This is a genomic window from Saccharothrix sp. ST-888 (genome assembly GCF_000955975.1).
Taxonomy (GTDB): domain Bacteria; phylum Actinomycetota; class Actinomycetes; order Streptomycetales; family Streptomycetaceae; genus Kitasatospora.
In genome coordinates this window covers 1-13,967 of sequence record NZ_JYJF01000010.1, presented here as the reverse complement: position 1 = coordinate 13,967, position 13,967 = coordinate 1, and the positions used below count along the sequence as shown (strand labels likewise).

At 72.9% G+C, this 13,967-nt stretch carries 12 protein-coding genes; 7 read left to right on the top strand and 5 right to left on the bottom strand.

Going from position 1 to position 13,967, the window contains the following annotated elements; all coding sequences use genetic code 11:
* The first annotated feature begins 1 nt into the window (after window position 1).
* The gene (sufU, locus tag UK12_RS06385; RefSeq protein ID WP_045300529.1) at window positions 2-454 is read left to right on the top strand and encodes a Fe-S cluster assembly sulfur transfer protein SufU; all 453 of its coding nucleotides are present in this window, start codon (window positions 2-4) and stop codon (window positions 452-454) included.
* Between the two features lie 11 nt (window positions 455-465).
* Window positions 466-840, top strand: coding sequence for a metal-sulfur cluster assembly factor (locus UK12_RS06380; protein WP_197084604.1), 375 nt, complete (start codon window positions 466-468; stop codon window positions 838-840).
* A gap of 98 nt (window positions 841-938) precedes the next feature.
* On the opposite strand, the gene UK12_RS06375 is transcribed toward UK12_RS06380, so the two are convergent.
* Window positions 939-2,270: an MFS transporter gene (locus UK12_RS06375; RefSeq protein WP_197084603.1), complete on the bottom strand. Its 1,332-nt coding sequence runs from the start codon at window positions 2,268-2,270 to the stop codon at window positions 939-941.
* Between the two features lie 416 nt (window positions 2,271-2,686).
* On the opposite strand from UK12_RS06375, the gene UK12_RS06370 reads away from it, so the two are divergent.
* The gene (locus UK12_RS06370) at window positions 2,687-4,324 is read left to right on the top strand and encodes a hypothetical protein (protein WP_052681635.1); all 1,638 of its coding nucleotides are present in this window, start codon (window positions 2,687-2,689) and stop codon (window positions 4,322-4,324) included.
* A gap of 96 nt (window positions 4,325-4,420) precedes the next feature.
* Here UK12_RS06370 and UK12_RS06365 read toward each other — a convergent pair whose 3' ends face one another.
* Together UK12_RS06365 and UK12_RS06360 are read right to left on the bottom strand one after the other, a co-directional pair.
* Window positions 4,421-4,867, bottom strand: a complete 447-nt coding sequence (locus UK12_RS06365; protein WP_045300527.1) for an SRPBCC family protein — start codon at window positions 4,865-4,867, stop codon at window positions 4,421-4,423.
* Window positions 4,868-4,891: 24 nt separating this feature from the next.
* Window positions 4,892-5,335, bottom strand: coding sequence for a VOC family protein (locus tag UK12_RS06360; RefSeq protein ID WP_045300525.1), 444 nt, complete (start codon window positions 5,333-5,335; stop codon window positions 4,892-4,894).
* A gap of 205 nt (window positions 5,336-5,540) precedes the next feature.
* Between UK12_RS06360 and UK12_RS06355 the strand changes: the two genes are divergently transcribed.
* Together UK12_RS06355 and UK12_RS06350 are read left to right on the top strand one after the other, a co-directional pair.
* Window positions 5,541-6,818, top strand: coding sequence for a hypothetical protein (locus UK12_RS06355; protein WP_045300523.1), 1,278 nt, complete (start codon window positions 5,541-5,543; stop codon window positions 6,816-6,818).
* A gap of 308 nt (window positions 6,819-7,126) precedes the next feature.
* Entirely contained in the window at window positions 7,127-8,578 is a 1,452-nt protein-coding gene (locus UK12_RS06350; RefSeq protein WP_045300521.1) for an alkaline phosphatase PhoX, read from the top strand.
* A gap of 24 nt (window positions 8,579-8,602) precedes the next feature.
* Here the strand turns inward: UK12_RS06350 and UK12_RS06345 are convergent, their stop codons facing one another.
* Window positions 8,603-10,258 carry a PucR family transcriptional regulator gene (locus UK12_RS06345; protein WP_045300520.1) on the bottom strand — a complete coding sequence of 552 codons (1,656 nt, stop codon included), beginning with the start codon at window positions 10,256-10,258 and terminating at the stop codon, window positions 8,603-8,605.
* Between the two features lie 152 nt (window positions 10,259-10,410).
* Between UK12_RS06345 and pruA the strand changes: the two genes are divergently transcribed.
* Window positions 10,411-12,039: an L-glutamate gamma-semialdehyde dehydrogenase gene (gene pruA, locus UK12_RS06340; protein ID WP_045300518.1), complete on the top strand. Its 1,629-nt coding sequence runs from the start codon at window positions 10,411-10,413 to the stop codon at window positions 12,037-12,039.
* 130 nt (window positions 12,040-12,169) lie between these two features.
* A complete protein-coding gene (locus UK12_RS06335) occupies window positions 12,170-13,099 on the top strand; it encodes a proline dehydrogenase family protein (protein ID WP_045300516.1) in 930 nt (309 codons plus the stop codon).
* Window positions 13,100-13,267: 168 nt separating this feature from the next.
* Here the strand turns inward: UK12_RS06335 and UK12_RS06330 are convergent.
* Window positions 13,268-13,967: TerD family protein (locus UK12_RS06330; protein ID WP_045300514.1), on the bottom strand; the 700-nt coding region annotated here is incomplete at its 5' end.

Here is a 13,967-nt window from a genome sequence, read left to right as displayed (position 1 = left end):
TATGAAGCTCGACTCGATGTACCAGGAGATCATCCTGGACCACTACCGCAACCCCCACGGCAAGGGGCTGCGGGACGGCGATGCCGAGGTGCACCACGTCAACCCGACCTGCGGTGACGAGATCACCCTGCGGGTCAGGCTCGACGGCTCCGTGGTCGCCGACGTCAGCTACGAGTCGCAGGGCTGCTCGATCAGCCAGGCCAGCGCCTCGGTGCTGAACGACCTGGTGGTCGGGAAGACCGTGGGCGAGGGCCAGGTCATCCAGGAGGCCTTCCTGGAGCTGATGCAGAGCAAGGGGCAGGGCGAGGGCGACGAGGAGGTGCTGGAGGACGCGGTCGCGTTCGCCGGTGTCTCCAAGTACCCCGCCCGGGTCAAGTGCGCCCTGCTGAGCTGGATGGCCTGGAAGGACGCCACCGCCAAGGCGCTCGCCGAGCAGCCCGCCATCAACGACTGAAGGACTGATCCATGAGCGAGACCGAGACCCCGGCTGCCGACAGCAGCCCCGACGGGCCGGTGGGCACCAGCGCGGGCACCGTGTCCGTCGAGGACCTGACCGAGGCCCTGATGGACGTCGTCGACCCCGAGCTGGGCATCGACGTCGTCAACCTGGGCCTGATCTACGGCGTCCACATCGACGAGGACGACGTGGCCACCATCGACATGACGCTCACCTCGGCGGCCTGCCCGCTGACCGACGTCATCGAGGACCAGGCCAAGACCGCCACCGACGGTCTGGTGAAGGACCTGCGGATCAACTGGGTCTGGATGCCGCCGTGGGGCCCCGACAAGATCACCGACGACGGCCGCGACCAGCTCCGCGCGCTCGGCTTCAACGTCTGATCCACTGAGCTGCACCACTGCCGCGTGATCCCGAGGGATCACGCGGCAGTGGCATGTCGGGGGGCGTTCCGTGGCGTCGGCCCTGCCCCCCGGTGTGCCTAGGCGGACGGGCTCCGCCTGACCACCGCACCCGCCAGGCCCAGACAGGCCAGCGCGGCGAGGGCCGCGAAGCCGCTGACGGCCGGGAGCAGGCCGTAGGAGCGGACCAGGGCGCCGACGGCGACGATCGGCAGCGAGCTGCCGAGGTAGACGATGACCCAGAGGGCGGAGAGCTCGCTGCCCCGGCGTTCGGGGTCCATCGCGGCGACCGCGCTGGTGAACAGCGAGCGGAACGCCACACCCTGGCAGGCGCCGCCGAGGACGCTGCCGATGAAGAGCAGCGCCGGGGTGCCGCTGTATCCGGCGGCGACCACCATGCCCAGGCCGGCCGCCAGACCGGTCATGCCGAGGGCGATCACCAGGCGGTCGGCGGTCGGCGGGACCAGCAGCTGCGCGAGGGCCGAGGAGCCGAGCAGCAGCGCCGCGACCACCGCGCCGGTCAGGTGCGAGCCGCTGTGCAGCAGCGTGGCGGAGAAAGCGGGCGCCAGGCTGAGGTAGACCCCGAAGACCGCGTACGAGACGAAGCCGGCCCCGGCGGCGAGCAGGAACTCGCGGCGGCCGGTGGCGGGCAGCGCGAGCCGCCTGGGCCGCAGGTGGGCCGGGGTGGTGATGCGGGGCGGGGTGGCCTCGGGGCGCATCCCGCCGGGCATCCTGGGGTGGACCAGCGCCAGCGGTATGCAGAGCGCCAGCAGGGCCACCGCGTGCACCAGGAACGGCGTGAGCAGCGGGTTGCTGCCGCCCGCGAGCAGGGCCCCGACGATCGGGCCGAGCGCGACACCGCCCGCCGAACAGGCCAGGGTGAGTTTGGCGGCCAGGGTCTGGTGGTCCGGCAGCAGATCGCCGAGGGCGGCCCCGGCGGCCCCGGTGGAGAGCCCGACCGCGATGCCCTGGACGGCCCGGCCCGCGGCGAGCTGGCCGAAGCTGCCCGCGGTGGCGAAGAGCGCGTCGCCAGCGGCGGCCAGGGTCACGGCGGGCAGGATCATCGCCCGTCGCCCGAGGTGGTCCGACCAGTGGCCGACCGCGGCCAGGACCGGTACCAGGGCGAAGACGTAGACGGTGAAGAGGATGGTGGTGTCGAGCGCGGTGAGCCCGAGGCGCTGCTGGAGCACCGGGTAGATCGGGGTCGCCAGATTGGCGCCGATCAGCAGAAGCAGCAGGGCGGCGGCGACGAGGCCGACGCGGATGCCGCGGACCGCGTTCCAGCGGCTGATCGCGGCGAGCTGGAGCTGCGTGCGTGGTGCGAGCTCCAGGGGAAGCAGGGCCTCCGAGAGCCGGCGTACCGGGTACTGCGCTGTGGGCAGTCCGGGGCCGGCAGGGGAGAGGTCCGCCATGGCAGGGGTCTCCTGTGGCCGGGCGCAACCGGGCCCGGGCAGGGCCTGGGGTGGTGGCCCGGAGTCGGAGTCGCCGGCGGCGCGGGTGAGCGATACCCCCTCCTGCCGGATCCGTCCCGACGACCCGTGGGCGGGCATGGGGAGGGGGCGGCGCGGAGGGTGGGGTGGGCGTCGTTGCCCGGTGGCGGTGCGGGGTTGTGCACTGCGCCAAGCGAAGGATACGTGCTGGTACTGTCCGGCGGCGGCGCGAGGGCCGATCGGCCGGGCACACGGGCGCCCCGACGGCTACGCTGAGTAGATGGACCGGCACCCACCCGGCCCTGTGGTGCGGTGACCGCCGCTACGGCGGACGCGGCCACTGCGAGGCTCTGTGAGCACCACCACTACGACAATGTCAGTACGGGAGAACGCGCACGATGGCCGGACGACGTCGCACCAAGCCCGACAACCCGGCGGAGAGCGGGCCCGGCGCGAAGGCCGAGGGTCTGCTGCCCGCCGACTACGAGCTGGCAGATCTGTACGGGGCGTTCGCGGCGCACGGCCGCGAGGAGGACGACATGGACGACGCGGTCGTGCTCGTCCCGCCGGTCCTGCTGCCGCCCGAGGCGGAGCTGGCGGCCGCAGCGCTCGCGGTACCGCTGATCGACCACGCACTGAAGCTGGCCCGCTGGGCCGCACCGCACCGTCCGGTGGACGAGTTCGGTGACCTCACCGGGCCGGACCGCGCCCCGGCCGCCCGGCTGCTCGGCCTGGCCCCGGAGCAGGGGGACGCGCCCGAGGAGGCCGTGATCGAGGCGATGCGGGCCTGGTCCCTCGCCTGCGACCTGGAGCTCGTCGAGATCGGCACCACCGCCGACGGTGAGCACGTCGCGATCCCGGGCCCCGATCTGGCGGACGCCGAGCAGGGTGACCCGGAGACCGTCCTCGAACTGTGGCTGACCGCCGCCGGGATCGTCCGCGAGCTGTCCGCCGAGGCCGACTCGCTCCCGCTGGAGGGCGAGGGTGAGGGCGAGGAGGGCGCCGAGGCGGCGGAGGAGACCGACGAGGCCGGGCTCGCGGAGCTGGAGGAGTCCCGGCAGGCGGCCGCCGAACTGCTGGACGAGGCGCTCCAGGTGCTCTACGAGACCACGGCCTTCGCCGAGCCGGGGCAGGAGACCGTGCCGCTCGGGGTGCTGGCCGCGCTGCTGGTCGTGCCCGAGGGCGAGGAGCCCGACGAGGAGATGCTCGGCGAGATCACCGACCTGATGGTGACGCTGGACCCGATGCTCGGCGACCTGGCCGAGCTCGGGCTGCTGGAGCACCGTCCGATCGACCCCGAGCTGTTCGAGGAGGAGTCGGGCGAGGAGCCCGCGGTGGACGGCGAGGGCCCGCTGGACGAGGCGGAGGCCGCCCGGTTCGGCATGGTCAGGCTCACCGCGCTCGGCCAGTACGGCGTGCGGCAGTGGCTGCTGGAGGACGGCTTCGAGGCCCCGCTGGTCGGCGAGCTGGCCGCAGGGACGGCGGAGGAACTGCTGCGCGGGATCTCCGAGACCGACAACGTGCTGCCCGAGCGGGAGCTGGCCGTCTGGCTGGCCGACCGCGAGCCGGTCCGGGCGGCGCGCGAGCTGCTGGCGGCGGCCCGGGGCACCGACCCCTACGGTCCGGTGCGGCGGATGCTCTGCCTGTCCGCGCTGGAGCAGCTCGGGGCCGGGGCCCGGCCCGCCGCCCAGGAGGTGGTGGACGACCCGCAGTTGGCCGGCGGGGTCCGGGCCTGGCTGCTCGAACAGGGGCTGGAGGTCGCCGCGCCCGAGTACGGGGTGGTGCTCTGGACCATCGTGGACACCTTCGCCGCGCAGCTGCTGACCGGCGAGGGTGAGAGCGAGGCGCTGCGGCAGCTGGTGGACGGGCTGCCGGTGGACGACGACCCGGCGGGCTTCTTCGCCGAGCTGTGGCGGATCGAGCACCCGTACACGGCGGAGGTGCTGGACGCGGTCGGTGAGCTGCACCGGGACCGGGGCGTCGCCAAGGAGGCCAGGAAGGCGGCCTTCAAGGCCCGCTCCCGCCGGGGCAAGTAGCCCCGCACCGGGGTGTGGGGAACCGTGCGGGTGGCCGGGTGGGTTCACCGGGCCGGCCGCGCGGTTCCCTGCCCCCGGCCGCCGCGCCGCTGCCGGTCAGGCGAGGTGGGAGCGGAGGCCGCGCTCGCCGGCCCGCATCATGGCGGCGTGGTTGGCGAGGAAGAGGGGGCGGGCGATCAGGGCGAGGCGGCGCATCAGCGGCTTGGCCGGGCGGACCTCCTCCTCGAAGCGCACGAGGGTGCCCGCGCCGTGGCCGGCCGGGCTCACCCGCCAGCGTGACCAGCCCTGGAGGTCGCCCCCGAGCGCGGCCTGGAGCAGACCGGCCGCCGGGGCCCGGTGCTGCTCGCGCACGGTGATGCGCAGCGTGTAGGGGAGGGCCGAGCGGATCGTCAACTCACCGGTGTGCTCGTCCAGTTGCCGTATCGTACGGACCTGCGGCCACCACTGCGGGTAGCGGGCGACGTCCTCCAGGGCCCGGTAGACCCGCTGCGGCTCGGCGGGCACCCGCCAGACGGAGGTGAGGTGGTAGTGGTTGGGATCCAACGCTGCCCCCGGGGTGGCGAGCCGTCACGGCAGGTCGAGGCTGCCGCTCTCGGTGAACGGGAAGAACGGGTTGTGGCAGAGCTCCCAGAGGTGGCCGTCCAAGTCCTCGAAGTAGCCGGAGTAGCCGCCCCAGCCGCTGCCGGACGGGGGCTTGACCACCGTGGCGCCGGCCGCGACGGCCGTTTCGAGGGCGGCGTCAACCGACTCGGGTGATTCGAGGTTCACCGCGAGAGTGACACCGCGGAAGGACGGCTCGCCCGTCACCGGCACCCCGGCGTCGGCCGCGAGCGCCTCGGTGGGGAAGAGGCCGAGGGCCGAGTCCGCGGTGCGGAACCAGACGATCTCCGGGCTGGAGGCGCTGGACCGCTGCCAGCCAAGGGCCTCGTAGAACTCGGTGCTGCGCTGCAGGTCGGCGACTCCGAGGGTGACGATGCTGATCCTGGCGGGGAAGTTCTTCGGTGCTGTCATGCCGCTCAGGGTAGGCAAGGCTACTGACAATCCGGCCCGAACGTGGCCGGGTGGGCCATCTGACAACCGTACGAGGGAAGCTGATGGCCCAGCAGGTGCTTCCGACGTATCGTGGGGCGGACGCGGCCCCGGTGCGCCGGGCCAGGCCCGGAGCAGTGGTGGCCGGGACCGACGGCCAGGCGAACACGCGGGGGTGCGGCACAGGATGAAGAGGCAGAGCGCGAGCAGGCCCCAGGGACCGGAGGACTTCTACGCCGACCACGAGGAGTACAGCCGTCAGGTGCTCGGGGACGCGGACTTCCCGGTCTACGGGGTGGATCGCGCTTCCAGGGGTGGGGGAGTGCACCGCGCGGACCCGGCGCCCGGCGGCGAGAGTGCGCCGTCCAGCGGTGACGCCGAGGTGGCGGAGGGCAGCCAGGACAGTGACGCGCTGGCCGAGTACGAGTTCCGCAGCGGCGAGTTGGGCTGGGTCGAGGTGCGCTCCGGCGACTGGAGCTCGGCCGAGGGGCCGTATGTGACCGTCCGCACCTACCGGCCCGGGACCGATGCCGACCGGCTGCCGGAGCTGGAGGACGTGGTCGAGGACGAACGCGACCGGGTCTTCGAGCAGTTGGGCATCGACGAGGGCGACGGTCCGGGCAGCGTGCGGGCCCTGCGCGAGTGGATCACCGTCGAGGGCGAGCCGAGGGCCGTCCAGATCCACGAGGACCGGGCCAGGGACGAGGGCCGCGCCCGGAGCGCGGACCGTGAACTCGCCGAGGCGGTCTCGGAGGCGGTCTCCGGAGTGGAGCCCGGCGCCGAGGAGTCCCGCGGCGGCGCGGCGGAGAGCCGCCGGAAGCCGGTCTGGGCCGGGCGTCTGCGGGTGGACGGCATCACCGTCACGGTGACCGGGCGCGGGGTGCCGCCGGGCGGTATCGAGCTGAAGCGGATCGAGGACTTCGAGCGCTACATCCTGGGCCGGACCGACCTGATGCGGAAGCTGGCCGCCCAGCAGGCCCGCCGGGTGGCCCTGGAGGAGCGCGAACTGCCGCCCGTGGTCGGCCTGGAGGCGCACCGGGCGGTGGTGGAGCACGCGGTGCGGGAGTCGCTCGCGATCGCCGCCCAGATCCGCGACGACCGGCCGCCCCGGGTGCCGCGGCGCTCGCGCGGCGAGGCGGCGGCGGTCCGCTGGGAGGCCGCCGTGCGGCAGCAGATGAAGCTCGCCTCGGAGAGCAGGGACGAGGCGGGCGAGTCGATCACCACCATGGTCAACCACCTCACCAGGCTGGCCCAGCAGGCGGATTGGGCCGTCGGCACCCCGGAGGGCCGGGCCGCGGTGGAGGAGGTGGTCCGGTACACGGCGTTCGCGAGCGAGGTGCCGAGCCTGCCGGCCCAGCGGGCCTGGACCCGGATCTGGTCGGACGGTACACGGAACGCCACCGGTGCCCAGGAGGCCTGGCTGACGGCGTGGGAGCAGTGGCGGGTGGAGCGCACGCAGCACTGAACCGGCCGGTGGCGCCCGGGGGTTGGACCCCGGCGCACTGTTCGGACGCGCTGTCGGCTCGGGCGTGCGGGTGCCCGCGCCGAGGGCACGTCCGAGCAGTGCGCCCGGGGCGGTTTCATGATGCGCCGGGGAAACCTGGTAAAGCAATAGTCATGTGCAGGGAATCGGTTGGCAAAAGGCCATGGGGGTGTGGGGCCGGATTCATGCCGGGTTCACCGGCGGCGCGGAGTCTGCTCGACGTCGCACCGCCGCCACCGGCCGCCGCCGGCCGGGCGGCGACCCCACGCCACCACTCAGGAGTGACCGCCGTGCCGCTGTCCCGACGGGACTTCGTCCACCGTTCCACGCTGCTCGGGGCCGGTGTGCTCGTGGCCGGCAGCGCCGAGGTGCTGGCCTCCGCCCCGGGCGCGATCGCCGCTCCGGCCGGTGGCGAGGCCGCCGCCGCCCGGGGAGGCGGGACCGCTCTCGGCTACGGCCCGCTGGTCGCCGACCCGAAGGGCCTGCTGGCGCTGCCCAAGGGCTTCTCGTACCGGGTGATCACCCAGACCGGGAAGACCAGGCTGGTCACCGGCGAGTCCACCCCGAGCAACCACGACGGCACCGCGGCCTTCGCGGGCCACCACGGCAGCACCCTGCTGGTCAACAACCACGAGCTGAAGGGCCCGCGGGCCGACTGGCCGCACCCGGTGCCGCTGCTGGAGGGCCACGTCTACGACCCGGGCGCGGCGGGCGGCTGCACCGTGGTGGAGGTCCGCAACCACGGGCGGCAGGTCACCGAGTGGGTCGGCATCGCCGGCACCTCCACCAACTGCGCCGGTGGCCGCACCCCGTGGGGCACCTGGCTGAGCGGCGAGGAGACCGAGGACCGGGCCGGCCAGAACGGCATGACCAGGGACCACGGCTACATCTTCGAGGTCGACCCGTACGACCAGTCCGCCAACCGCGACCCGCGGCCGATCAAGGCCCTCGGCCGCTACGCGCACGAGGCCGTCGTGGTGGACGAGCGCCGGGGCCACCTCTACCTGACCGAGGACGCGTCCAACCCGAACGGCCTGCTGTTCCGCTGGACCCCGCCGGCCGGGTTCCGGCACGGCAAGGGCAGGCTGCGCACCCTGGCGGCCGACGCCGGTGTGCTGGAGGCGTTCAAGGTCTTCGACTCGCACGGCAAGCTGGTCGACGACCTGTCCCGGGCGGCCGGGATCGGCACCACCTATGGCGTGGACTGGGTCAAGGTGCCGGACCGGGACGCCCGCACCACCTCGGTGCGCAAGCAGTTCAAGGACGGCGAGATCACCAGGGCCCGCAAGCTGGAGGGCATGTGGTGGGGTGACGGCGGCTGCTACTTCGTCTCCAGCTTCGCCCGCTCGGAGAGCCCGGTGCAGCACGACGGCCAGGTCTGGTTCTACAACCCGAGCCGGCGCACCATCACCCTCAAGGTCCTGCTCGGGGTCAACGCCGACCCGGCGGGCGACCACGGCAACTTCGACGGCCCCGACAACATCACCGTCTCGCCGTACGGCGGACTGGTGATCGCGGAGGACGGCGAGGGGGTGCAGCACCTGTTCGGCACCACCGACGACGGGCGGACGTTCCCGATCGCGCGCAACGAGCTCAACCTCGGCACGGCCGAGAAGCCCGAGTTCAGCGAGTTCACCGGGGTGACCTTCTCCGAGGACGGGGACACGCTGTTCGCCAACATCCAGGAGCCGGGCATCATGCTGGCCATCACCGGCCCCTGGCAGCGCTGCCACCGGGGCTGAACCGGTCGGCTCGGACCGACCGGCTCAGTGGCCCGACTCCTCTGCGGGGAGGCGGAGTTGGAGCATGGCGAGCAGGCGCTGCTGGGGCTGGGCGAGGTCGATACCGGTCAACTGCTCGGCACGGCGGACCCGGTAGCGCAGGGTGTTGGGGTGGATGTGCAGGGAGTCCGCCGCCACCCGGACCTCGCCGAGGGCGTCCAGCCAGGCCAGGACCGACTCGGCGAGCCGGGTGCCGTGCCGGCGGTCGTACTCGGTGAGCGCCGACAGTCGGGGGTCGCGCAGGCCCTGGCGGTCCTGGAGGAGCGCCAGCACCTCGCTGACCAGGACCTCGGCCTGGACGTCGATCAGCGCGGCGACGTCCAGGTCGACCCCGCCGCGGCGCATCGCGTCCAGGATCCGGTCCGCCTGCGCCCGGGACTCCGGTACCGCCGCCAGGCCGTCCACCGTCGAGCCGATCGCCGCCCGCAGCCGCACCCCCAGGTGCTCGCCGGCGGCGGCCACCACCTCCTGGGCCCAGCTGCGCACGGTGGCCATCGGCAGTCCGGCGGGCAGCTCGGGGAGCAGGACGTACACCCGGGACTCGATCGGGGCGAGCAGCGCGCTGCGGTGCCGGGCGGCGGTGTGCACCGAGATCAGGCCGGTGACCTCGCTCATCGCGAGTTCGAGGCTGCGGCCCTCGCCCGGGGAGCCCGCCGCGTAGGCCAGCACGGTGGCCGGGCGGCGCAGTTCGAGCCCCAGGTGGGTGGCCAGCGACTGCGGCCCGGTGGAGCCCTCCAGCAGGCCGGTGAGCAGGGTCCGGGTCAGCCGGACGTCCGCCGACAGCTCGCGTCTGCGCCGGACCAGCTGCGCCGCCGCCACCCGGGCCGCGCCGACCAGCGCCTGTTCGGCCAATGGGGCGAGTGGCTGGGCACCCTCCTGCACCCAGATGGTGCCGAGCGGCTGGGCACCCGCGCGGATGCCGATCGCCAGGCGTCGGCGCAGGCCCAGCTCCGGGTGCGGCTCGACCGCGATCACACTGTCCGAGCTGCGCAGGTGCTGGAAGATGCCCCACTCGCGGAGCTTGGACAGATACGGCTCCGGACCCTGCCAGCCGAGGATGGAGAGCCTGCGCAGGTCGTCGACCTCGTCGGAGTCGGAGGAGCGCGAGTAGGCGAGGACGCGGCTGGAGGTGTCCTCGATGGAGACGATGCCGCCGGTCAGCACCGAGACCGTCTGGGCGAGCGAGAAGAGGTCGCCGGCGTTGTGCTCGGGGGTCTCGGGGGCGTCCGGACCGGCGATGATCGCCCGGGCGAGGGAGTCCAGGTGCTCCCAGCGGGTCTCCCGGCGGACCGAGAGCAGCGCCACCCCCGCATCGGTGGCGGCCTCGCGCAGCGCGTCCGCCTGGCCGGGGGCGTCCAGTTTGACCGCGACGGCCGCGGCTCTGGCCCGGCCGGCCGCGCGCAGCGCGGGCAGTGCGGCCCGGCCCCGGGCGCCGATCGCCAGGACGAGTTCGCCGGGGGCGGCGGTGGCCGGGTCCTCCGGGTCGAGGATCGCCACGTCCCGGACGGGGACGTCCAGGCCGGCCGGGGCCGCCTGGAGCTCCACCAGGGGCTCGCCGAGCGACATCAGCAGCTGCCGCAGCGGCAGCCCGGAGACGGCGGCTGGGGGCGAGCCGGGGGAGGGAGCCTGCGGAGTTGACATGCGGTCGGCCCTCCTTCGTCCGGTCGGACAACTCTGTCCGAATGACTTTAGCCGCCCGGCCAATCAAGTGCTCCGGCCTGGGGGAATACGGTTCGTCCATGGCCGACGTGCGACCCTCGTCGGCTCCCATGACGAGAAGGAGAGCGTGCGCCATGGATGCTGTGACCCAGGTCCCCGCGCCGGTGAACGAGCCGGTCCACAGCTACGCCCCCGGCAGCCCCGAACGGGCTCGCCTGGAGGCCAAGCTGAAGGAGCTGGGCGGCCAGGAGCCGATCCAGCTGACCATGACGATCAACGGTGAGCGCCGCCTCGGCGGCGGCTCCGAGATCCACGTCGTCCAGCCGCACAACCACGCGGCTCGGCTCGGCACCCTGCGCAACGCCACCCAGGACGACGCGCGGGACGCCATCGACGCTGCGCTGGCCGCCGCCCCGGCCTGGCAGGCGCTCTCCTTCGACTCGCGCGCCGCGATCTTCCTCAAGGCCGCCGACCTGATCGCCGGTTCGTGGCGCGAGACGCTGGCCGCCGCGACCATGCTCGGCCAGTCCAAGACCGCCCAGCAGGCCGAGATCGACACCCCCTGCGAGCTGGTCGACTTCCTGCGCTTCAACGTGCACTTCGCCCGGCAGATCATCGCCGAGCAGCCGATCTCCTCGCCCGGCGTGTGGAACCGCAGCGACCACCGCGCGCTGGAGGGCTTCGTCTACGCGATCACGCCCTTCAACTTCACCGCCATCGCGGCCAACCTGCCCACCGCCCCGGCCCTGATGGGCAACGTGGTGCTCTGGAAGCCGTCCCCGACCCAGCAGTTCTCCGCGCACCTGCTGATGCAGGTCTTCGAGGAGGCCGGCCTGCCCAAGGGCGTCATCAACATGGTGACCGGTGACGGCCTGGCCGTCTCCGAGGTCGCGCTCAAGCACCGGGACCTGGCGGGCATCCACTTCACCGGCTCCACCGCGACCTTCCAGCACCTGTGGCGCGAGGTCGGCACCAACATCGCGGGCTACCGCACCTACCCGCGGATCGTCGGCGAGACCGGCGGCAAGGACTTCCTGGTCGCCCACCCGTCCGCCGACAAGGGCGTGCTGAAGACCGCGATGACCCGCGGCGCCTTCGAGTTCCAGGGCCAGAAGTGCTCGGCGCTCTCCCGCGCCTACGTCCCGGCCTCGCTCTGGGCCGAGCTCAAGGACGAGTTCCGCGCCGAGGTCGACGGCCTGACCATGGGTGACGTCACCGACCTGGCGAACTTCATGAGCGCCGTCATCGACGAGCGGTCCTTCGCCAAGAACAAGGCCGCGATCGACCGCGCCCAGGCCGACCCCGAGGTCGAGGTCCTGGCCGGCGGCACGTACGACGACTCGGTCGGCTACTTCGTCCGCCCGACCGTCCTGGTCTGCGAGGACCCGGCCGCCGAGTACTTCCGGGACGAGTACTTCGGCCCGATCCTCTCGGTGTACGTCTACGAGGACGACAAGTACGACGAGATGCTCACGCAGATGGAGTCGGTCTCCTCGTACGGTCTGACCGGCGCGGTCATCGCCCAGGACCGCGAGGCCGTCCAGTACACCATGCACAAGCTGCGCAACGCGGCCGGCAACTTCTACATCAACGACAAGCCGACCGGCGCCGTCGTCGGTCAGCAGCCCTTCGGCGGCGGCCGGGCCTCCGGCACCAACGACAAGGCCGGCGCCAAGCAGAACCTGACCCGCTGGACGTCCACCCGCTCCATCAAGGAGACGTTCGTCCCGCCGACCGACTACCGCTACCCGCACATGGGCTGACCAGGTCCGATCCTGGGCCCGGCCGGCCAAGAGCCGACCGGGCCCGCCCCGGGGACGGCGGTCCTCCCACCCTCGGCCGCCGTCCCCGCTCCTCTCTCCCCTGCCTGCTGAACCGTCTCCAGGAGTACCGATGCTCCGCTCCGCCCTCCTCGCCGCCTCCCGCTCCCCGCAGGTGCGCACCGTCGTCGAGAAGTTCCCGCCCACCCACGCGATAGTCGAGCGCTTCGTCGCCGGTGAACTGCTGGACCAGGCCGTCACCGCGACCGACGATCTGGTGGCCACCGGCCGCAAGGTCACCCTCGACCACCTCGGCGAGGACACCAAGGACGCGAGCCAGGCCGCCGACACCGCCAAGGCGTACGAGTACCTGCTCACCGCCCTCAAGGAGACCGGCCTCGCCGCCGACGCCGAGGTCTCGGTCAAGCTCTCGGCGGTCGGCCAGTTCCTGCCGGTGGACGGCGAGAAGATCGCGCTGGAGAACGCCCGGCGGATCTGCGAGGCGGCCAAGGAGGCCGGCACCACGGTCACCCTGGACATGGAGGACCACACCACCACCGACTCCACCCTGGCGATCGCCCGCGAGCTGCGCGCCGACTTCCCGTGGCTGGGCGTCGTGCTCCAGGCGTACCTGCGCCGCACCGAGGCCGACTGCCGGGACTTCTCCGGTCCCGGCTCGCGGGTGCGGATCTGCAAGGGCGCCTACAAGGAGCCCGAGTCGGTCGCCTTCCAGGGCAAGCACGCGGTGGACCTGGCCTACGTCCGCGCGCTCAAGGTCCTGATGGCGGGCGAGGGTTACCCGATGGTGGCCTCGCACGACCCCAACATGATCAAGATCGCCGGCCAGCTGGCCGAGTGGAACGGCCGCAGCCGGGACAGCTACGAGTACCAGATGCTCTTCGGCATCCGCCCGGAGGAGCAGCTGCGGCTGGCCGACGCGGGCAACACCATGCGCGTGTACCTGCCGTACGGGCAGGAGTGGTACGGGTACTTCATGCGCCGTCTCGCCGAGCGCCCGGCCAACCTGACGTTCTTCCTCCGTGCGATGGCCACGCGCGGCTGACGCACACCCTGGACGACCGAGGGCGGCATTCCCGATGGCAGGGGGGCCGCCCTCGGTGTTTCTTCGGCCGTCGGAGCCCCGGAGGCCCACGGTGGCCGAGCCGACACCTCGGCAGCCTGCCCCCGAAGGGTGTGCGCCCCTCGGGGGCAGGCTGCCCCGGACGGTCCGTCAGAGCATGGCGGCCGCAGGCTTGACCATGGCGCGGGCGGTCTTGGCGTCGACGTACTCGCCGACCGCGGTCATCACCCACTCGCCGGAGAACTGGCGGATCAGCTTGCACATCACCACGCCGGTCCTCGCCTCGGCGTGGCTGAGGTCGAAGCGGACCAGTTCCTGGCCCGAACCGGCGTCCAGCAGACGGCAGTAGGCGTTCTTGACGTCGGTGAACTTCTGGCCGGAGAAGGAGTTCACCACGAAGACCAGGCCGCAGACCTCCGGCGGCAGGCCGTCCAGGTGGACGGTGATCGCCTCGTCGTCGCCCGTGCCCTCGCCGGTGAGGCTGTCACCGGAGTGGGCGATGGCGCCGTTGAAGACGTTCAGCTTCATGAACCAGGCGGTCTCGATCTTGTTCCGCTGGGCGTCGAAGGCGATGCAGGAGGCGTCCAGGTCGATGTTGCGGCCGCGCCCGGCGGCCTCCCAGCCGAGGCCCATCCGGACCGAGGAGAGGAAGGGCTTGCCGTTCTTCTCCAGCGAGACCGAACCGCCCTTGACCAGGTTGACCTTGCCCTTGTCCAGGGTGACCTTGGTCAGTGCGCCCGGCGCGGCGGGCGGGACGACCGGCTTCGGGGGCGCGGCGGCGGCCGGTGCCGCCGCCCGGCCCGGCTCCTCCACCGAGACGCCGAAGTCCGTGGCGATGCCCGCCAGTCCG